General features: G+C 69.6%; 17 protein-coding genes. All 17 read left to right on the plus strand.

Features of this window, described 5'->3' with window-relative positions:
- Window positions 1-190 precede the first annotated feature (190 nt).
- The 17 genes from rsmH to BCL67_RS10385 all read left to right on the plus strand — a co-directional run bounded on the left by rsmH (window position 191) and on the right by BCL67_RS10385 (window position 20015).
- Complete coding sequence (rsmH, locus tag BCL67_RS10305; RefSeq protein WP_106123358.1) at window positions 191-1198, plus strand: 16S rRNA (cytosine(1402)-N(4))-methyltransferase RsmH; 1008 nt, start codon at window positions 191-193, stop codon at window positions 1196-1198.
- Window positions 1195-1875, plus strand: a complete 681-nt coding sequence (locus BCL67_RS10310) for a hypothetical protein (RefSeq protein WP_106123359.1) — start codon at window positions 1195-1197, stop codon at window positions 1873-1875. Before rsmH ends, BCL67_RS10310 begins: the two co-directional genes overlap by 4 nt.
- 27 nt (window positions 1876-1902) lie before the next feature.
- A complete protein-coding gene (locus tag BCL67_RS10315; protein ID WP_106123360.1) occupies window positions 1903-3693 on the plus strand; it encodes a peptidoglycan D,D-transpeptidase FtsI family protein in 1791 nt (596 codons plus the stop codon).
- Window positions 3690-5462 (plus strand): Mur ligase family protein, encoded by a 1773-nt coding sequence (locus BCL67_RS10320; RefSeq protein ID WP_106123361.1) that lies wholly within the window; start codon window positions 3690-3692, stop codon window positions 5460-5462. The genes BCL67_RS10315 and BCL67_RS10320 overlap by 4 nt, the downstream gene beginning before the upstream one ends.
- Window positions 5459-6955, plus strand: coding sequence for a UDP-N-acetylmuramoyl-tripeptide--D-alanyl-D-alanine ligase (locus tag BCL67_RS10325; RefSeq protein ID WP_106123362.1), 1497 nt, complete (start codon window positions 5459-5461; stop codon window positions 6953-6955). Before BCL67_RS10320 ends, BCL67_RS10325 begins: the two co-directional genes overlap by 4 nt.
- Window positions 6952-8055 carry a phospho-N-acetylmuramoyl-pentapeptide-transferase gene (gene mraY, locus BCL67_RS10330; protein WP_106123363.1) on the plus strand — a complete coding sequence of 368 codons (1104 nt, stop codon included), beginning with the start codon at window positions 6952-6954 and terminating at the stop codon, window positions 8053-8055. The genes BCL67_RS10325 and mraY overlap by 4 nt, the downstream gene beginning before the upstream one ends.
- Window positions 8037-9590: a UDP-N-acetylmuramoyl-L-alanine--D-glutamate ligase gene (murD, locus tag BCL67_RS10335; RefSeq protein WP_106123364.1), complete on the plus strand. Its 1554-nt coding sequence runs from the start codon at window positions 8037-8039 to the stop codon at window positions 9588-9590. Before mraY ends, murD begins: the two co-directional genes overlap by 19 nt.
- Before the next feature lie 42 nt (window positions 9591-9632).
- Window positions 9633-11129: a putative lipid II flippase FtsW gene (gene ftsW / locus BCL67_RS10340; protein ID WP_106123365.1), complete on the plus strand. Its 1497-nt coding sequence runs from the start codon at window positions 9633-9635 to the stop codon at window positions 11127-11129.
- Between the two features lie 55 nt (window positions 11130-11184).
- The gene (murG, locus tag BCL67_RS10345) at window positions 11185-12309 is read left to right on the plus strand and encodes an undecaprenyldiphospho-muramoylpentapeptide beta-N-acetylglucosaminyltransferase (protein ID WP_106123366.1); all 1125 of its coding nucleotides are present in this window, start codon (window positions 11185-11187) and stop codon (window positions 12307-12309) included.
- Window positions 12310-12320: 11 nt separating this feature from the next.
- Window positions 12321-13778 (plus strand): UDP-N-acetylmuramate--L-alanine ligase, encoded by a 1458-nt coding sequence (murC, locus tag BCL67_RS10350; protein ID WP_106123406.1) that lies wholly within the window; start codon window positions 12321-12323, stop codon window positions 13776-13778.
- Window positions 13775-14644 carry a cell division protein FtsQ/DivIB gene (locus BCL67_RS10355; protein ID WP_106123367.1) on the plus strand — a complete coding sequence of 290 codons (870 nt, stop codon included), beginning with the start codon at window positions 13775-13777 and terminating at the stop codon, window positions 14642-14644. The genes murC and BCL67_RS10355 overlap by 4 nt, the downstream gene beginning before the upstream one ends.
- Window positions 14645-14971: 327 nt before the next feature.
- Window positions 14972-16222, plus strand: coding sequence for a cell division protein FtsZ (ftsZ, locus tag BCL67_RS10360; protein WP_106123368.1), 1251 nt, complete (start codon window positions 14972-14974; stop codon window positions 16220-16222).
- Window positions 16219-17061, plus strand: coding sequence for a polyphenol oxidase family protein (locus BCL67_RS10365; protein WP_258174959.1), 843 nt, complete (start codon window positions 16219-16221; stop codon window positions 17059-17061). The genes ftsZ and BCL67_RS10365 overlap by 4 nt, the downstream gene beginning before the upstream one ends.
- A 9-nt stretch (window positions 17062-17070) precedes the next feature.
- Complete coding sequence (locus BCL67_RS10370; RefSeq protein ID WP_106123369.1) at window positions 17071-17895, plus strand: YggS family pyridoxal phosphate-dependent enzyme; 825 nt, start codon at window positions 17071-17073, stop codon at window positions 17893-17895.
- A gap of 48 nt (window positions 17896-17943) precedes the next feature.
- Window positions 17944-18594, plus strand: coding sequence for a cell division protein SepF (locus tag BCL67_RS10375; protein ID WP_106123370.1), 651 nt, complete (start codon window positions 17944-17946; stop codon window positions 18592-18594).
- Window positions 18595-18614: 20 nt separating this feature from the next.
- Complete coding sequence (locus tag BCL67_RS10380) at window positions 18615-18902, plus strand: YggT family protein (protein WP_106123371.1); 288 nt, start codon at window positions 18615-18617, stop codon at window positions 18900-18902.
- Between the two features lie 174 nt (window positions 18903-19076).
- Window positions 19077-20015 carry a DivIVA domain-containing protein gene (locus BCL67_RS10385; protein WP_106123372.1) on the plus strand — a complete coding sequence of 313 codons (939 nt, stop codon included), beginning with the start codon at window positions 19077-19079 and terminating at the stop codon, window positions 20013-20015.
- The last annotated feature ends 19 nt before the right edge of the window (window positions 20016-20034 follow it).

Here is a 20034-nt window from a genome sequence, read left to right on the forward strand (position 1 = left end):
AGGGCGTTCGATTCCGACACGGATAGAACAATGCACGACAAGTGAAGACGGTTCGAACACTTCAAGGGATCCTTGGGTGAGTTCTTCCGCCGCCCGGCCGCATTCCTGACTTATCTTCCCCGATGTCAGGCAGCAGGCCGGAGCGGAGGAGGAGCTGGTCCAAGGATCCTTCTTTATCAGCGGAGGCAGTATGGCGCAACGAGAGACAGCGGACCGGCACGTGCCGGTGATGCGAGATCGCTGCATCAGACTGCTGTCCCTCGGAGTCGAGAACGTCCGCGCCGCCGGTCACCGGCCCGTGGTCATCGACGCCACGTTGGGCATGGGGGGCCACGCCGAAGCCATGCTCGCCGCCGACGCCGAGGTGCTCGTGCTCGGCCTCGACCGGGACCCCCAGGCTCACGCCCTCGCGGCGGAGCGCCTCTCCTCCTACGGCGACCGCTTTCGCGGCATCCACACGGTCTATGACCGGGTGGACGAGGTCGCCGTGGAGGAGCTGGAGCCCGATCAGCGCGTCGCCGGAGTGCTGCTCGACCTCGGCGTCTCCTCCCTGCAGCTCGACGAGGCCTCCCGCGGCTTCGCCTACTCCTATGACGCCCCGCTGGACATGCGCATGGACGCCTCGGCGGATTCCCCCGACGAGTCCGTGGCCGAGCTGCTGGCCCGCATCGAGGTGGGAGAGCTGAGCCGGATCCTCCGCGAGTACGGCGAAGAACGCTTCGCCGGACGCATCGCGCGTTCCATCGTGTCTCGACGCGAGAGCCAGCCGTTCACCAGCACCGCAGACCTCGCAGCGGTCGTGGACCGGGCAGTACCGGCGGCGTCGAAGCGCACCGGCGGGCACCCCGCCAAGCGCACCTTCCAGGCGCTGCGCATCGCGGTCAACGAGGAGCTCGAAGTGCTGCGGCGGACCATCCCGAACGCGCTGGACGCCGTGGCGCCGGGCGGTCGGATCGTCGCGATGAGCTACCACTCGCTCGAAGACCGGATCGTGAAGCAGGCATTCGCCGCGCGCACCAAGTCCTCAGCGCCCAAGGGCCTGCCGGTGGAGCTCGAAGAGCACAAGCCGACGTTCAAGTCCCTCACCCGCGGCGCCGAGCTGCCCGATGAGGCCGAGATCGCCGAGAACCCCCGCGCAGCATCAGCGAAGCTGCGTGCAGTGGAGAAGCTGACTGACTCCAGGAGAACCACCGCATGAGCGCAGAACCACAGCCCATCGCCCCGGCCAGCCGTGGGTCCCTGGCGCGCAGCCTCTCCTTCCCCACCCGCACCGACGACGCGACCTCGCCTGAGCGTTCGATGAGCCCGATGCTCCGGGCGCTGCCGAAGCTCCGGCAGCGCCAGAAGGGCCTCATCGCCGGGATCATCGCGGTGCTCGCCGTCGCGCTGACCATCGTGCTGGCGGTCAACATCCACGTCGCGAACTCGCAGTACACCGTCGTGGAGCTGCAGAACGAATACCGGGTGCTGTCACAGTCGAACCAGGCGCTGACCGAAGAGGTCCAGCACCTGGAGTCGCCCCAGGCGCTCTCCAGCGCCGCCGTCGGCCTGGGCATGGTCATGCCGGCCGAGGCCGGGGCCCTGGACCTCGCCGACGGCGAGGTCACCGGGGCAGCCGAGCCGGCTGACAGCGGCGACCGTCCCTCCAGCTTCGTCGCGGCACCGCCAGCCCCCGGCGGCGACGCCGCCGCACCGCTGAACGTCTCCGAGACCGTCACCGGCGCGCCCTCAGGGATTCTCGGCGGGGGCGCGTTGAACACGCTCATCGAGGCACCCAGCGGGCAGAATGAGGACCAGACATCCGCAGGGACGCAAGACCAGTTCAGCCCCACTGAACTCAACGGCGGGACCATTCCGGCGCCCTCATTCGACTGATCGACCTGTTGGGAGAACGCTGACGCCATGGCAGCCGCTCAGAAGAAACGCGCAGAACGGGTCCTCTCGTTCCGGATGCGCATCGGACTCACCATGATCCTGGTCATGCTGCTCCTGCTCGGAGGACGCCTCTTCCACGTGCAGGGCCTCGACCCCGCCGGCCACGCGCAGGCGGCCGTCTCCGAACGGCTGCGCAGCGTCCCGCTGCCGGCGCACCGCGGGGACATCCTCGACGCCGAAGGTCGGGTGCTCGCCACCTCCGTGGACCGCTACGACATCGTGGCCGACCAACAGGTCGTCGATGACTTCGTCCGGCTGGACGAGACGACCGGGCTGCGCGAAGAGGTGCCCGTGCAGACCGGCATCGCCGAGCTCAGCGAGATCGTGGACCTGGACACCGAGGAGCTCACCGACCTCATCATCGGCGACAGCCGCTACTCGGTGGTCACCCGCTCCCTGACGCCGGAGCAGAGCCAGCAGGTCCTCGACCTCGAGATCCCGGGGCTCTACGCCGAACCGGTCTCCGAGCGCAGCTACCCCTCCGGATCCGTGGCCGGCTCGATCATCGGCTTCATGGGCGCCGACGGCCCGCTCGAAGGCATCGAGGCAGCGCAGGACGAGGCGCTGAGCGGCAGCGACGGCGAACGCATCTTCGAGGTCGGCGGCGACGGAGTCCGGATCCCGATCGCCACGTTCGAGGAGCTCCCCGCCGAGGACGGCCAGGACGTCCGACTCACCATCGACCAGGACCTGCAGTGGTTCGCCCAGGAAGCGATCGCGAAGAAGGCCAACCAGTACAACGCCGCCTGGGGCAACGCCACCGTGGTGGACATGAGCAGCGGTGAGATCCTCGCCATGGCCGACTCCGAGACCGTGGATCCGGCGTCGCCGGGGGAGACCGAGGAGCTCTTCCGCCGGCCGCTCGCCCTGACCCAGGACTTCGAGCCAGGCTCCACGGGCAAGGCCATCACCTTCGCGATGGCGCTGGAAGAGGGAACCCTGAACCCCACCGACGGATTCACCGTGGACAACCGCTACGAGGTGGACGGTCAGACCATCAGCGACGCCACCCGCCATCCCACCCTGGACATGACGGCCGCCGGCATCTTCGCCCGCTCCTACAACACCGGCACCGTGATGATCGGTGGGGAGATCCCCGAGGAGACCCGCTATGACTACATGCGCCGGGTCGGCCTGGGCGAGCCGCTCAACATCGGACTCGGCACCGAGGCCAACTCGGTGCTGCGTCCCCCGGAAGAATGGGATGCCCGTCAGCACCTGACCACCCAGTTCGGGCAGGGCTACACCACCTCGGTGCTGCACAACCTGCAGGCCTTCCAGACCATGACCAACGGCGGGGTCGACGTCCCGCTGCGCCTGGTCGACGCCTACATCGACGCCGACGGCACCGAACACCCGGTGGAGTCCGAGCCGGGCGAGCGGATCTTCTCCGAGGAGACCTCCGAGGAGATGCTCCGGATGTTCGAAGGCGTGGTGGACTACGGCACCGGCACGGAGGCCGCCGTCTCCGGGTACCGCGTGGGCGGCAAGTCCGGCATCGCCGAGGCGGCCGGGGCCAGCGGCGGGTTCGACGGCCACACCCAGTCCTTCATCGGCATGGCGCCGCTGGAAGACCCGAAGTACCTGGTCGCGGTGACCGTGCACCGGCCGCAGGGCTACTGGCGCGACTGGGAAGTCACCGACACGTTCCGTGAGATCATGTCCTACGTGCTTAGCAGTTATGACGAGGCGCCCACAGGGGCGGAGAGCGAGGCCTACGACGGCTTCGAAGGCGAGAACCAGGATCAGCCCTGGTGAGCGCGGCAGCATCAGGACTGAGCGTCGCAGCGCAGGACCGGGTCTTCCGGCCGGAGGGCGTCATCGGCGCCACGGTGGAGGCACTGGTCGCTGAGCTGGCCAGCACCGGATACGACCCGCTGGTCACCCCCGTGGGGCGCACCGCCGGAGAAATCCGGCTCACCGGCGCCGCGATGGACCCGAAGGCCGTCGGCCACGGCGACCTGTTCGTCGCGATCTCCGGCGCACGTGCCCACGGGGCTGACTACGTGATGACCGCCCTGGACGCCGGCGCGGCAGCGGTCCTCACCGACGTGGCCGGTGCCGAGAAGGTCCGCGAACGTGTGGGCTACCGCATCCCGGTCATCGAGGTGAGCCGCGTGCGTGAAGCGGCTGGCCCCTCGGCCGCGTTGATCTACGGCAACACCGCCACCTCCGGGCCGGCCCTGTTCGGGGTCACCGGCACCAACGGCAAGACCACCACCACCTACTTCCTGCGCTCCCTGCTGGACACGCTGCTGCGCCCGCACCAGCGCGCCACCGGGATGATCGGGACCATCGAGATCGCCTCCGGCGACGCCACGATCCCCTCGAAGATGACTACGCCGGAGGCCGTGCAGCTGCACAGCCTGATGGCGCTCTTCCGCGAGGCCGACGTCGCCGCCGCCGCGATGGAGGTCTCCTCCCACGCCATCTCCTATGAGCGCACCTCCGGGCTGTTCTACGCCGTCGCCGGGTTCACCAACCTGACCCAGGACCACCTGGACCTGCACGGCTCGATGGAGGAGTACTTCGCGGCCAAGGCCGCGCTGTTCGCCCGCCGTCGCACCCGCAGCAGCGTGGTCATCGTCGATGACCCCTGGGGATGGCGGATGGCCGAGGTCGCGACCGGCCACGTCGTCACCCTCGCCACCGCCGAGACGCCCGACCCGGCTGCTGACTGGAGCGTCACCGACGTCGCCCCGCATCTGCTCGGCAGCGCCTTCACGCTGCGCAACCGCCACACCGGGGAGAGCATCCGCTCCCGCACCGGGCTGCCCGGCCGGTTCAACGTGGCCAACGCGGCCCTGGCTGCCGTGATGGTGCTCACCGCCGACGAGTCCACTGCGCTCGGCGTCAGCCGCGAGGAGATCATCGCGGCGCTGGAGCAGGCAGACCCCTTCACGATCAGCGTCCCGGGCCGGATGCAGGTCATCGGCACCGCCCCCGCCGCGATCGTCGACTTCGCCCACAACCCCGACGCCATGATCCGCACCCTCGAGGCCGCCGCGAGCACCTCCACGGGCAAGACCATCCTGGTCATCGGAGCCGCGGGGGAGCGGGACAGCGCCAAGCGCCCCGCGATGGGCGCGATCGCCGTGCGCATGGCCGATCATGTGATCATCAGCGACGACGACCCCCACGGTGAGGACCCCGCGCAGATCCGCGCAGGCCTCCTGGAGGGAGCACGCGAGGCCCTGGCCGCCGAGGACCTGGACACCACGCTGGAGGAGATCTCGCCACGACTGGACGCGATCTCCCGCGCCGTCGAGGTCGCCGAGCCCGAGGACACCATCATCCTCGCCGGACGCGGACACGAGGTCCACCAGGACTTCGCCGGGACCAAGCATCCGATCGACGACCGGGTGGAGCTTGCCCGCGCGCTGCGGCGGCGCGGATTCCCCACCGCCGACGATGCGCCACAGACCGACCCGGATCCACAGACCGACCTGGATCCACAGACCGACCCGGCTCCGAACACACCGGACCATCACAGACTTTCCACAGCAGAAGGAGGCGACAAGTCATGATCGAACTTTCAGCCGCCCAGATCGCCGAGATCACCTCAGGGACGCTTCGCGGCCTCCCTGACCCGGCCGCCGTGCGGGTGCACCACGCCGACACCGACTCCCGCAGCATGGCCGCAGGCTCGCTGTTCATCGCCAAGCCGGGGGAGACCACCGACGGACACCGCTTCATCGACGCCGCCCTGGCCTCCGGGGCCACCCTGGTCCTCGCCGAGCGCGAGACCCAGGACCCGACCGGCGCGCCGCACCCCAGCGTGATCGTGACCGATGTGGTCACCGCGATGGGACAGCTCGCCGCGACGATCCTGGACCGGGTGCGCGCCCACTCGGCCACCACGGTCATCGGCATCACCGGATCGGCCGGCAAGACCACCACCAAGGATCTGCTGAAGTCGATCCTCGAGCCCGAGGGACCCACCGTGGCGCCGCAGGGCTCCTACAACGGCGAGGTCGGCGTGCCGCTGACCATCTTCACCGCGGAGCTGGACACCCGGTTCGTCGTCGTGGAGATGGGCGCCGACGCCCCCGGCAACATCCGGGACCTCGCGCAGATGGTCCGCCCCGACATCGGCGCGGTGCTGATGGTCGGCTCCGCGCACGCCGGGAAGTTCGGCGGCGCGGACAAGATCGCCGCCGTGAAGGCCGAGCTGGTCGAGGCGATCGGCGCCGCCGGCGCCATCGTGCTCAACCGCGACGACGCGCAGGTCGCCGCCATGGCCCCGCTGGCCTCCGCCCCGATCACCTGGTTCAGCGAAGACACCGGCCAGGAGTCTGCCCAGGACACGTCCCGGACTGCGGGGCAGGACGCCGTCGAGCCGGCTCAGGTCCGCGCGGTGGACCTGAGCCTCGACGCGGCCGGACACCCGAACTTCACCCTGCGCTTCACCGAGACCGGGGAAGACTTCCCCGTGGCCTCCGGGCTCACCGGAGCCCACCACGTCTCCAACATCCTCGCCGCGGCAGGCTGCGCGCTGCGCGCCGGCGTGGCTCCCGCCGCCATCGCGCAGCGGCTCGACGGGCTCGGCCCGGCCAGCCGCTGGCGGATGGAGCGCACCGAACGGGCCGACGGGGTCACGCTGATCAACGACGCCTACAACGCCAACCCCGAGTCGATGCGTGAGGCGCTGCGCACCCTGGCCATGCTCACCCGGCCCGGACAGGGCCGCGCCCCCCGCCGGTCAGTCGCGGTGCTCGGCGCGATGCTCGAGCTCGGCGACGTCTCCATCCCCAAGCACACCCAGCTGGGGGAGACCGTCGTGCGGCTGAACATCGACAAGACCCTGGTGGTGGGCGATCTGGCCTACCCGCTCTACCGCGGCGCCATCGCCGAGGGCAGCTGGGGCTCCGAGGTGCACTGGGTCGCCACGGTCGAGGAGGCCGAGGCCTACCTCGACCAGGAGCTCGCTCCCGGGGACATCGTGCTGTTCAAATCCTCCAACAGCGCAGGGCTTAGACTCCTGGGTGACAAGATCGCCGCAAAGGGAGGGGCCCTGTGATCGCTGTAGTCATCGGTGCCGTCTTCGGCCTGGGACTCACCCTCGTCGGGACGCCGTTGTTCATCCGCTTCCTGGTGAAGCGAGGCTACGGACAGTTCATCCGAGACGACGGCCCCACCACCCACCACGTGAAGCGCGGCACGCCCACCATGGGCGGAGCGGTCATCATGATGGCCGTCGTCGCCGCGTATCTGCTCACCCACCTGCTGCTGTTCTTCACCGGCGACACCGGCGGTCCGACCGCCTCCGGGCTGCTCCTGCTGCTGCTGATGGTCGGGATGGGGCTCGTCGGCTTCGCCGACGACTTCGCGAAGATCAGCAAGAAGCAGTCGCTGGGGCTGACCCCCTGGCGCAAGATCGCCGGGCTTCTCGGCGTCGGGGTGCTCTTCTCCGTGCTGGCGCTGAACTTCCCGGACTCCGACGGGGTCACCCCCGCGTCGACGAGCATCTCCTTCGTCCGCGAGACCGTGCTGGACCTCGCCTTCGCCGGCCCGGTCATCGGCATGATCCTCTTCGTGATCTGGGCGAACCTGATCGTCACCGCGACCACCAACGGCGTGAACCTCACCGACGGCCTCGACGGGCTCGCCACCGCGGCCACCGCGATGGTCACCGCGGCCTATACGATCATCTCGATCTGGCAGTTCAACCAGGCCTGCGGCAGCCCCAGCGCCGTGGAGAGCGTCTGCTACCAGGTGCGCGACCCGATGGACATGGCCATGATCGCCGCGATCATCACCGGCGCGCTGATCGGCTTCCTGTGGTGGAACACCTCCCCGGCGAAGATCTTCATGGGCGACACCGGCTCGCTCGCCCTCGGCGGCGCGCTGGCCGGCTTCGCGATCCTGACCCACACCCAGCTGCTCTTCGTGATCCTCGGCGGCCTCTTCGTGCTGATCACCCTCTCGGTGATCATCCAGGTCGGCTACTTCAAGTTCTCCGGCGGCAAGCGCGTGTTCCTGATGGCGCCGCTGCAGCACCACTTCGAGCTCAAGGGCTGGGCCGAGGTCACCGTGGTGGTGCGATTCTGGATCATCGGCGCCCTCGCCGTGGGCATCGGCCTCGCGCTCTTCTACGGTGAATGGGTGATCTTCCAGTGAGCGACCGGCAGCCACAGATCCGGCCCGAGCTGCGCGGCTGGGACGCCCCCTGGAGCGGACTGCGCGCCGTGGTCACCGGGCTCGGCGTCTCCGGATTCGCCGCCGCAGACACCTTGGCCGAGCTGGGCGCGCGCGTCGTCGTCGTCGACGGCTCCGACGGACGCAAGAAGCGCCGCGACGCCGACACGCTGCGGCTGGTCGGGGTCAGCGAGATCCTGCTCGGCGAGGAGCATCTCGCCGAGCTGCCCCTGGTCGAGGGCGAGCCCGCTGAGATCGTGGTGACCTCCCCGGGCTGGCGGCCCGACTCGGCGCTGATCCATCAGGCCCGCGCCGCAGGCATCCCGGTCCTCTCCGAGGTGGAGCTGGCCTGGCGGCTGGGTCCCCGCCCGGGTGCCAAGACGCCAAAATGGCTCGTGGTCACCGGCACCAACGGCAAGACCACCACCGTCACCCTGCTGGAGTCGATGCTGATCCACGACGGCCAGCGCGCCATCGCCTGCGGCAACATCGGAGTGCCGGTGCTCGACGCGATCCGCGACCCAGAAGGCTATGACGCCCTGGCCGTGGAGCTCTCCAGCTTCCAGCTCGAATACACCGAGCTGCTCTCCCCGCTGGCCTCGGCGGTGCTCAACCTCGCCGAAGACCACGTCGACTGGCACGGCAGCTTCGCCGAGTACCGCGCCGCGAAGGCCAAGATCTACGAGAACACCGAGCTGGCCTGCATCTACAACGCCGACCAGCAGGTCACCGAGGACATGGTCGCCGAGGCCGACGTGCAGGAGGGCTGCCGCGCCATCGGCTTCACCACCGGCGCCCCGGGACTGTCGATGCTCGGCGTGGTCGACGACCTGCTGGTGGACCGGGCCTTCCTGGACAATCGGGCGCACCAGGCGCTGGAGCTGGCCGGGCTGGAAGACTTCGGCCCGCTGGCTCCACAGCATCTGGTCGCCAACACGCTCGCCGCCGCCGCCCTGGCGCGCGCCGCCGGCGCCGCACCGGAGGCGATCCGGGCCGCCGTGCAGGGCTATGAGGCCGGGGACCACCGCATCCAGCCGGTGGCCAAGGCCGACGACGTGCTCTGGATCAACGACTCCAAGGCCACGAACCCGCACGCCGCCGCCGCCTCGCTGCGCAGCTTCACCGATGTCATCTGGATCGCCGGGGGACTGCCCAAGGGGGTGGTCTACGACGAGCTCATCCAGGAGATCGCTCCGCGGCTGCGTCAGGTCATCCTCATCGGCACAGACTCCTCCCAGCTGAGGTCCAGCCTCGAGCGACACGCGCCGGGAGTCCCGGTGATCGGTGGACAGCTGAGGGACGATGAGAGTCGCAGCGAGATGGAAGCGTCGCTGGCGGGTGAGGACGGGGTGCGCGCGATGCGGACCGCCGTGGCCGAGGCCGCCAAGGTGCTTGCTCCGCACCACACGGTGCTGATGGCCCCGGCCGCCGCCTCGATGGATCAGTTCGCCTCCTACGCCGCCCGCGGCGAGGCATTCATCGAAGCAGTGGCGGAGCTGATGACCGACAGATCGTAGAGGTGGAGCCCCGGAAGGGGAACCCACCAGGAGGAGGACTGGATGGACAAGCGGAGACCACGCGTCCCAGCCTCCCCCGAACAGCGCAGGCCCCGGCTGCACGCCGTGGAGGATCCGCAGGAGCCGAGCTCCCAGGAGCCCTCCGCGGCGCCGAGCTCCGCCAGAGCTCCCCGAGAGACCCCGGTGAAGACCTCGCAGAAGGCCTCACAGGCGACGCCGGCGAAGACCTCGCTGGACCCCACCGACGACGGCGCGGCCGGACGTCGGTGGAAGGCCCAGCGCGAGGATCTGCGCAAGGACCGGGTCCAGCGCTTCTGGCACTTCGTCGAAGAGGGCAACCCGTACACCACCTTCTGGCTGCTGCTGGGCTCCGCACTGGCACTGACCATCTTCGGACTCGTGATGGTGCTCTCCGCCACCGCGGTCGAAGCAGTGGGCACCCCGGACGGCGCCTACGGCGTGTTCAGGCGCCAGCTGATGTGGGCCGGGATCGGTCTGGCCGGGATGTTCGCGGTCGCGTTCATGCCGCGCGGCTGGCTCAAGAACCTCGCCTGGCCCGCCATGGTGATCGCCGTCATCGGACTCGCCCTGGTGCTCACCCCGCTCGGGTACGAGGTCCAGGGCAACCGGAACTGGATCCAGATCGGGCCCGTCAACGGCCAGCCCTCGGAGCTGGCCAAGCTCGCACTGTGCCTCTGGACCGGCCTGGTGCTGGCTCGCAAGGGCAACAAGGTGCGCCAGCTTCAGCACACCATCGTGCCGGTCCTGATGCCCGGCGCCGCCCTGGTCTTCGCGTTCATCATGTGGGGCCGCGACCTCGGCACCGCGCTGATCTTCGGCTTCTTCCTGGCCGCGATGCTCTTCGTCTCCGGCACCAAGGCGCGGTATTTCATCGTCGCGGGCACCACCGGCATCATCGGCGCCGTGGTGCTGGCCCTGATGAGCCCCAACCGCACCGTCCGGATCCAGGCCTGGCTCGGGCTCAACGACGCCTGCAGCCTCCCGCAGGACTTCTGCTACCAGTCCGAGCAGGGTCTCTACGCGCTGGCCTCCGGCGGGTTCTGGGGCGTCGGGCTGGGACAGTCGCGCCAGAAGTGGAACTACATCCCCGAGGCGGAGAACGACTTCATCTTCACCATCCTGGGGGAGGAGCTCGGCCTGCTCGGCGCGCTGACCGTGCTGCTGCTCTTCGCGACCCTGGCGCTGGGCATGTTCCGGGTGGCATCGCGCTCCACGGAGCGGTGGGTCAAGATCACCACCGTGGGCATCATGGCCTGGGTCATCGGGCAGACCTTCATCAACCTCGCGATGGTCACCGGGCTGCTCCCGGTGATCGGGGTCCCGCTGCCGTTCATCTCCGCCGGCGGCTCCGCACTGACCTCCAACCTGGTCGCCGTCGGCGTGGTGCTGAACTTCGCACAGACCCAGCGGATCGAGGCGCGCAAGCCCACCGGCGGCCGCTCCGGTAAGTCCGCCGGCCGGACCAGGAAGGGCCAGGCCGCCGGGGTGACCTCCCGCCGGAAACCTGCAACAGTATGAGACGCGCACCTACGGCCGCACCGGCCCCCACCAGCTTCAGGAGTATGAGACACAGATGAGCACACCCTCCGTGGTCCTCGCAGGCGGGGGCACCGCCGGTCACGTCAGTCCGATGCTGGCCGTGGCCCGCGCCCTCGATCGAGTCCTCCCCGAGATCCACCAGTCCGTCATCGGCACCGCCGCCGGACTCGAGACCCGGCTGGTGCCGGAGGCCGGGTACCGGCTGCACACCATCGAGAAGGTCCCGATGCCGCGGCGGCCCTCCCGGGACATGTTGCGCTTCCCGTCCCGCTTCGGCCAGGCCGTGCGCGACGCCGCCGAGATCCTCCGCGCCGAGCAGGCCGATGTGGTCCTGGGCGTCGGCGGATACGTGTGCACCCCCGTCTACGTGGCCGCACGCCGGCTGGGCATCCCCGTGGTCATCCACGAGGCCAACGCACGCCCCGGCCTGGCGAACAAGCTGGGCCACCGCTTCGCCAAGTTCACCGGCGTCGCCTTCGAAGGCACGCCGCTGAAGGGCTCGAAGTGGGTGGGCATGCCGATGGCCCGAGAGATCTCCCAGCTTGACCGATCCCAGCGGCGCGCCGAGGCCCGCGAGGCGCTCGGGCTCGACCCGGAGAAGGTCACCCTGGTCATCACCGGCGGCTCCTCCGGCGCGCTCTCGCTGAACCAGGCGATCAAGGCCGCGCTGGCCGACCTGCTCGGTACCGGAGCCCAGGTGCTGCATCTCACCGGTCGGGACAAGGCGCTCACCGGCGAGCACGGCGGGCTGCTGACCGACCCCGGCTACCACCAGCGGGAGTACCTCGACGGCATGGAGCTGGCCTACGCCGCCGCCGACCTGATCATCGCGCGCGCCGGTGCCGCCACCGTCAGCGAGATCGCCGCGGTCGGCCTGCCCGCGATCTTCGTGCCGCTGCCGGTGGGCAACGGCGAGCAGGATCTCAACGCCCGCGAACTGGTCGCCGCCGGCGGCGCGCTGCTGGTCAAGGACGAGCACTTCAACAAGGCCTGGATCCGGCGGAACATCCTTCCGCTGCTCGAGGACCCGCAGCTGCTGGCCACCATGGAGCGGCAGTCAGCCACCCGTGGGATCACCGACGCCGATGACCGCATGGCCCGAGCCACCCTCGCCGCCGCAGGCCACCCGATCGAGACATCCGAAAAGAAGAAGAAGTGACCCTGCCTTCGATGAACCCCTCCGCACCCGACGCATCCGCTGCCACCACCGCTGACCCCACCACCGCTGACACTGCCGCAGGCCCGGGCGTGAACGGGCTCGGGCACGTCCACTTCCTGGGACTCGGCGGGGTGGGCGTCTCCGCCGTCGCCCGCCTGATGGCCGCCGACGGCGTCCCGATCTCCGGCACCGACGCCAAGGAGCTCCCGGTCCTGGAGGAGTTCCGCCGAGCCGGCGCCGCCGTGCAGGTCGGCTACCGGGCGGAGAACCTGGCCGCGGCAGAGGACCAGCTCGGCCACCCGATCACCGCGGTGATCGCCTCCTCCATCGCCGCCGCCGGCAACCCCGAATACGATGAGGCCGTGCGCCGCGGACTGCCGGTGCTGCACCGCTCCCAGGGCCTGGCCGCGCTGATGCGCACCCGTCGTGCCGTCGCCGTGGCGGGCACCCACGGCAAGACCACCACCTCCTCGATGGCCACCGTGCTGCTGGAGCAGGCAGGACTCTCACCGACCTTCGCCGTGGGCGCCAACGTCGCAGGACTCGGCGTCAACGCCGCGGCAGGCACCGGAGAATGGTTCATCGCCGAAGCCGACGAGTCCGACGGATCGCTGCTGAACTACGCCCCAGAGGTCGGCGTGGTCACCAACGTCGAGGCCGACCACCTGGATCACTACGGCACCGCCGAGGCGGTGGAGCAGGTCTTCGTGGACTTCACCGAACGCATCACCGACGGCGGCGCGCTGATCATCTGCGCCGACGACGCCGGCGCCCGCGCGCTGCTCGCCAAGGTCGCGGAGCCGCTGCGCGCCCGCGGTGTGGACATCATCAGCTACGGCACCCGCGAGGACGCCGACCTGCGGCTGAGCAGCGTCACCCCCGCAGGCGGCACCGTGAGCGCCGGACCTGAGCAGGCCGAGCTGCGACTCACCGTGCCCGGGGTGCACAACCAGCTCAACGCGCTGGCCGCGATCGCGGTCGGCCGGCGGGCCGGGCTCTCGCTGCGCACCAGCACCGAGGCCGTCTCCCAGTTCCAAGGCACCTCGCGCCGCTTCGAGCTGCGCGGCGAGGTCTCCGGCGTCCGGGTCTACGACGACTACGCCCATCACCCCACCGAGGTCGCCGCTGTGCTCCAGGCCGCCCGCGCCTCGCTCGCCACGGAGCAGGGCCAGGTCCACGTGATCTTCCAGCCGCACCTGTTCAGCCGCACCGCCGCCTTCGCCGCGGACTTCGGCACCGCGCTGACCGCCGCCGACACCGTGGCCGTGCTGGAGATCTATCCCGCGCGGGAGGAGCCCATCGAGGGCGTCACCGCGGCGCTGCTGGGCCACCCGGTGCGCAGCATCACCGAGGCCGTGGACGCCGTGGCCTCCGCCGCCCGCCCCGGGGACCTGATCATGACCCTCGGCGCCGGAGACGTCACCGCCCTGGGCGAGCACATCCTCACCGCGCTGACGGAGCGCCGATGAAGCTGCGGTTTCCCCGCCGCGCCACCGATCGCGCCACCGATCCGGACGGGTCCGCCGAGCAGACCCGCGACAGCGACTCGTTCGGCGAGGAGGACGAGGACGAGTTCGGGTTCTCCGACGAGTCCCCGCTGGACTTCCCCGAGCCCGCCGCCGTCACCCGGCGGCGACGCCGACGCCGCCGGATCCTGACGCTGCTGATCAGCATCGCGGTGCTTCTCGGCGTGGTGGCGACCCTGTACTTCTCCCCGCTGCTGGTCGTGCGCGCCATCGCCGTCCAGGACAACGAGCTGCTCACCGACGAGCGCGCCCAGGAGCTGCTCGGGCCGCTGCACGGCACGCCGCTGGCCCAGGTCAGCCAGCGCGACGTCGAGAACCTGCTCGAGGACGAACACGCGGTCGATGAGGTCATCGTCGCCGCCCGGCTGCCCGAGGGGCTGGAGATCCTGGTGATCGAACATCCTCCGGTGGCAGAGGTCCACGTCGGCGAGGAGATCCTGTTCTACAGCCAAGAGGGCGAGCTGATCAGGACCTTCGACGAGTCCCAGCGTTCGGACGCGGAGGGTTACGCCACCCCGGTGATCTCCGCGGAGGCGGCGCTGGAGAACGAATCGGTCTTCCGCACCATCGTCTCGGTGCTGGGCCAGCTGCCCGAGGGCGCCCGGGAGTCGCTGGACTCGGCCACCGCTGAGTCGCGGGACTCCGTGCAGCTCGAGCTGCAGGACGGACGCACCGTGGTCTGGGGCAACGACGAGCGCGGCGAGGAGAAGGCGGCGGTGCTCGAAGCGATCCTCGGCTCCCCGGCGGCCGAGTTCGACGGCGTCGAGGTGCTCGACATCTCAACTCCGAGCGCGCCGGTGACGCGCTAGGCGCGTGTGGCGCGTAGGCTTATGACCGAAAAGAACATCAGACAGGGGATGCCCTCGGGGATCCTCTCAGGTTCAAGTAAAGCTTGAACCTTGCTGTTGGTTCGCAGGCAACAGAAGAATGTCTCAGGTACGGAGGCTCCCGTCCGCTAAAGAGCCGCTGCGACGTCACGGGCTGCCGCCCATGATCGGACCGATGTACCCGCGAATGACATCGGCACGATCAGGTGGCCCGAGACGGGTGAAGACAGTGAGGAGTCGCGCTGCGGCTTCTGCGGCGACGGGGGTCTCCGTACATTTGAGACCAGAGACGAGCAAGGGACACACAACGTGGCATCACCGAACAACTACCTGGCCGTGATCAAGGTCGTCGGCATCGGTGGCGGCGGCGTCAACGCCGTCAACCGCATGATCGACGTCGGTCTCCGTGGCGTGGAATTCATCGCCATCAACACTGACGCGCAGGCGCTGCTGATGAGCGACGCCGACGTGAAGCTCGACGTCGGCCGTGAGCTGACCCGTGGACTGGGAGCCGGTGCCAATCCTGAGGTCGGCCGCCAGGCCGCCGAGGACCACTCCGAGGAGATCGAAGAGGTCATCCGCGGCGCAGACATGGTCTTCGTCACCGCAGGCGAGGGCGGCGGCACCGGAACCGGCGGCGCCCCCGTGGTCGCTCGGATCGCCCGCTCACTCGGTGCGCTGACCATCGGCGTGGTCACCCGCCCGTTCACCTTCGAAGGTCGCCGGCGCGCCGGCTCGGCCGAAGAGGGCATCGAGCAGCTCCGCGACGAGGTCGACACGCTCATCGTGATCCCCAACGACCGGCTGCTCTCGATCTCCGACAAGAACGTCTCGGTCCTCGACGCCTTCCGCTCAGCGGACCAGGTGCTGCTCTCCGGCGTGCAGGGCATCACCGACCTGATCACCACACCGGGCCTGATCAACCTCGACTTCGCCGACGTGAAGTCGGTCATGCAGGGTGCCGGCTCCGCGCTGATGGGCATCGGCTCGGCGAACGGTGAAGACCGTGCGGTCAAGGCCGCCGAGCTCGCCATCGCCTCGCCGCTGCTGGAAGCCTCCATCGACGGCGCCCACGGCGTCCTGCTCTCCATCCAGGGCGGCTCCGATCTCGGACTCTTCGAGATCAACGAGGCCGCCCGACTGGTCCAGGAGGTCGCTCACCCCGAGGCCAACATCATCTTCGGCGCCGTCATCGACGACGCCCTCGGTGACGAGGCGCGGGTCACCGTGATCGCCGCCGGCTTCGACCAGGTCGACGCCACCTCCCGCCCCGCGCAGCCGCTGCAGAACCAGCAGGCGCCTGCTCGCAGCGTCGGCTCCGCAGCACCGGCCGCACGCACCGCTCCGCCGGTGCCGGGGACCGTGCCCGGCACGATCCCCGTGGGCGGATACGGCGCGGCGCGCCACGCCGGCTCCCAGGACACCGCTCCCCAGCAGCGCTTCGACCAGTCGCGTCGTCGCCATGAGAACGAGGAGCAGCAGGACATCCCGGACATCGTCGAATCGGACTACACCGGCGGTCGCAACGACGACCTCGATGTGCCCGACTTCCTGAAGTGACCGAGGCCCCCAGCAACACGGGGGCCAGCACGGCCGTGTCCCCGTCACCGTTCTGGTGGCGGGGACAGGCCGGGGACACCGTGCAGCTGGGCTTCACCTCCGTGGCGGCCGGCAACCTCGCCCGCCACGTCGGATCCCAGCCCGAGGTGTCCCAGAACCGCCGACGTCTCGAGACCCACATGGGCGTCCCGGAGGGCTCCCTGCGCTTTCTGCACCAGGTCCACTCCGCAGACGTCCTCGAGGCCGAGGCCGCGGCGCCTGCTGAGACCACGCACCCCGCCGAGCCGGACTCCGCCGATCCGCCCACCGCCGACGCCTGGGTCTGCGCCGATGGATCCGTGCCCCTGGCGATCATGGTCGCCGACTGCCTCCCGGTCCTGCTCCACGGCCGACGCGCAGACGACGACCCCGCCGGCCGAGTCCCGGTGACCGCCGCCGCCCATGCCGGGCGCCCAGGGCTGCTCGCCGGCATCCTGGAGAACACCGTCTCCGCGATGCAGGCCCACGGGGCCACCTCGATCACCGCCTGGATCGGACCCGGAGCCTGCGGCGACTGCTACGAGATCCCGGCCGAGATGGTCGCCGAGATCGCTTCCGGACGCCCCGCCATCGCCTCGACCACCAGCTGGGGCACCAGTGCGCTGAACCTGCGCGCCGAGGCCCACAGCATCCTTGCCCGCCAGGGCGTGACCGTCGCCGAGCTCTCCGGCTGCACGATCGAGGACGACTCGCTCTTCTCCCACCGCCGCGCCCCGGGCGACGGGCGCTTCGCCGGAGTCATCTGGACGCCCCCGGCCCCCGCCCGAGCCGAACTCCGCCCAGACCGCCAGGCTCGATAGGCTTTCCCCGTGCAGACCAGCCCCGAACCAGCAAGCCCAGAACCAGCAAGCCCTGAATCAGCCCGCCCAGGCCCGACCGACACCGGCGAGGCAGCGCAGGACCCGCGCAGCCAGGAGCTGGCGGCCAACCTCGCCGCGGTCCACGACCGGATCGACCGGGCCATGGCCGCCGTCGGACGCCAGGATCGGCCTCAGCTGATCGTGGTCACCAAGTTCTTTCCCGCCGCCGACGTGGTCCGGCTGCACCGGCTGGGCGTCCGCGACGTCGGCGAGAACCGCGACCAGGAGGCAGCCGCGAAGGCCGCCGAGGTCGCCGCGATCCTGGGATCGGGTGCTGGGGCCGTCGCCGAGGACGTGCTGCACTGGCACTTCATCGGCCAGCTGCAGTCCAACAAGGCCCGATCTGTCATCGGCTACGCCGACCACCTGCACTCCGTGGACCGCAGCTCCCTGCTCAAGGCGCTGGTCAAGGCCGCCCCGGAGCCGGGGGAGCGACCACTGACCTGCCTGATCCAGGTGGACCTGCGTGATCCGGTGCCGTCCGACGGCAGGGGAGGGGCCGATCCCGCCGCGATCGCCGATCTGGCGGCGCGCATCGCCGACGCCCCAGGACTGACGCTCGGGGGCCTCATGGCGGTCGCGCCCCTGGAGGCGCCCGCAGCGCCCGCGTTCCGCCGGCTCGCGGAGCTCTCCGCGCAGCTGCGCCAGACGCACCCGCAGGCGGTCATGATCTCCGCGGGAATGAGCGGGGACCTGGAGGAAGCCGTGGCCCACGGTGCGACACACCTGCGGGTTGGCCGAGATGTCCTGGGTGAGCGTCCGCTTCAGCGATAGTCTCGAGATCGCGCAGTGACAATTCAAACTTCCCCCAGGAGAACCCTCATGGCCGGTGCCTTCAAGAAGACCATGATCTACCTCGGCCTCGCCGACGGAGACGACTACAGCGAGGACAGCTTCTCCAAGGAGCCCTCTTCCCCGACCCGCAGCACCCAGGGCTCGCAGGCGGAGCCCAGCTCGATGAGCCGCAGCTCCTCGACCGCGGCCGCAGTCCGTGAGACGCCGGCGCCCACCAGCGCCACCTCCTCCACGCGGGGAAGCGAGGTCGTCGCCCTCGGCGTCGATCACGCAGATGACACCTCACACACAGGCCAGTACAACAGCTCCAGCCTTGCCGTGGACCCGGACTACCGTGCCCCGGTCACCCCGATCAAGCGAGCCCCCTCATCCCGGGATGAAAGTTCACCGATGCGAAAAATCACCACCGTCCACCCGCGCTCCTACAACGACGCCAAGGTCATCGGGGAGTCCTTCCGGGACAGCATCCCGGTCATCATGAACGTCACCGACATGGGTGAGGCCGAGGCCAAGCGACTCGTGGACTTCTCCGCCGGCCTGGTCTTCGGCATGGGCGGATCCATCGAGCGCGTCACCAACAAGGTGTTCCTGCTGACCCCGAAGAACATCGAGGTGCTGGCTGAAGAGCGCGCCGCCGCGGAGACTCCGTCCTCGGCCCAGTTCTTCAACCAGAGCTGAACGAAGTACGCTTCTAAGCTGTGGATCTCTTAACCGCGCCCCTGTACCTGTTGCTGACCATCTACCAGTTCGCGCTGGTGGTCCGCATCGTCTTCGACCTCACCCAGCAGTACGCTCGCAGCTGGCGACCCAAGGGCCTGCCGCTCATGATCGCCGTCGGGGTGTATTCCATCACCGACCCGCCGATCCGATGGATCCAGCGCAAGGTGCCGCCGCTGAACCTGGGCGGCGTCTCCCTGGACATGGGCTTCCTGCTGGTGTTCCTGGTCGTGGTCATCGCCAAGATGGTGCTGCGCGGATTCGCGTGATCCTCACCCCGCGCGTGACTTCGGGCCCAGCACTGCGCCGCTGGACGGACCCGAAAGCGTGAAAGCCGGACTTGAAGGTTGAAGTCGAAGACGAAGAAACGCAATGGGTATCCTGATCGATGACCCAAAGACCAGCTTCACAGCTTCCCCAGCCACTCGATGAGGTGACACCGCATGGCCCTGACCCCCGACGATCTCCTGAACAAGGAATTCCCCGAGACCAAGTTCCGTCCCGGTTACGACAAGGACGAGGTCGATGACTTCCTTGATGAGGTGGTCGTCGAATGGCGGCGCCTGACTCAGGAGAACGAGGAACTCACTGCCAGGGTGGCAGCCCTGGAAGAGCAGCTCGAGGAGCACCCTGCGAACCTGGAGCCCGATGAGCTCAAGGACGCGGGCCTCTCCGGCTACGCAGGCACGACCTCCACGATGACCGGCTCCATCGACCGGATCACCGAGGACCACGAGCTCAGCGCGGATCCCTCCGTCACCGCGCACCCCGAGTACGCGCTCGGCACCCGGCCCGCACAGGAGCGGCCGGCCGCTGAGGGCTCCGCGAGCGACCAGGCCACCTCGGCCACCGGCGTGCTCGCGATGGCTCAGAAGCTGCATGACCAGTACGTCTCCGAGGGCGAACAGACCCGCGCGGCCTACATCGCCGAGGGTGAGGCGAAGCGCCACGAGTACGTCACCGAGGGTGAGCAGACGCGCAGCGACTACATCGCCGAAGGTGAACAGACCCGGGACGCCTACATCGCCGAAGGCGAGAGCACCCGCAGCGCCTACATCCTCGAAGGTGAGACCCGCCGCGACGAGCTGGTCAGCACCGCCGAGGCCACGCACGCCCAGCTGCTCGCCGAGGCCGAGCGCCGCCGCAACGAGATCGTCACCGAGGCCGAGACCCGCGCCGAGAACATGATCGAAGAGGCGGAGCTGACCTCCACCCGCACGCTGAACGCGCTGGAACGCAAGAAGGCTGACCTCGAGTCCAAGGTCGGTGAGCTGACCGGCTTCGAGCGTGACTATCGCGCCCGGCTCAGGGACTACATCGAGGGGCAGCTGGCAGACCTCAACAGCCGCGGTTCCATCGAGAAGGAAGCCACCGGGAGCTGAGTCTCCCGGCCAGACTCCG

This window comes from Nesterenkonia sandarakina (assembly GCF_003003175.1).
Classification (GTDB): domain Bacteria; phylum Actinomycetota; class Actinomycetes; order Actinomycetales; family Micrococcaceae; genus Nesterenkonia; species Nesterenkonia sandarakina_A.

What these genes read in the sequence shown, in the direction of transcription:
- BCL67_RS10355 (WP_106123367.1), top strand. Translation starts at nt 13,775, where the DNA reads ATGAAGCTGCGGTTTCCCCGCCGCGCCACCGATCGCGCCACCGATCCG.
- BCL67_RS10325 (WP_106123362.1), top strand. Translation starts at nt 5,459, where the DNA reads ATGATCGAACTTTCAGCCGCCCAGATCGCCGAGATCACCTCAGGGACG.
- murG (WP_106123366.1), top strand. Translation starts at nt 11,185, where the DNA reads ATGAGCACACCCTCCGTGGTCCTCGCAGGCGGGGGCACCGCCGGTCAC.
- BCL67_RS10315 (WP_106123360.1), top strand. Translation starts at nt 1,903, where the DNA reads ATGGCAGCCGCTCAGAAGAAACGCGCAGAACGGGTCCTCTCGTTCCGG.
- rsmH (WP_106123358.1), top strand. Translation starts at nt 191, where the DNA reads ATGGCGCAACGAGAGACAGCGGACCGGCACGTGCCGGTGATGCGAGAT.
- BCL67_RS10310 (WP_106123359.1), top strand. Translation starts at nt 1,195, where the DNA reads ATGAGCGCAGAACCACAGCCCATCGCCCCGGCCAGCCGTGGGTCCCTG.
- murC (WP_106123406.1), top strand. Translation starts at nt 12,321, where the DNA reads ATGAACCCCTCCGCACCCGACGCATCCGCTGCCACCACCGCTGACCCC.
- BCL67_RS10385 (WP_106123372.1), top strand. Translation starts at nt 19,077, where the DNA reads ATGGCCCTGACCCCCGACGATCTCCTGAACAAGGAATTCCCCGAGACC.
- murD (WP_106123364.1), top strand. Translation starts at nt 8,037, where the DNA reads ATGGGTGATCTTCCAGTGAGCGACCGGCAGCCACAGATCCGGCCCGAG.
- ftsW (WP_106123365.1), top strand. Translation starts at nt 9,633, where the DNA reads ATGGACAAGCGGAGACCACGCGTCCCAGCCTCCCCCGAACAGCGCAGG.
- BCL67_RS10375 (WP_106123370.1), top strand. Translation starts at nt 17,944, where the DNA reads ATGGCCGGTGCCTTCAAGAAGACCATGATCTACCTCGGCCTCGCCGAC.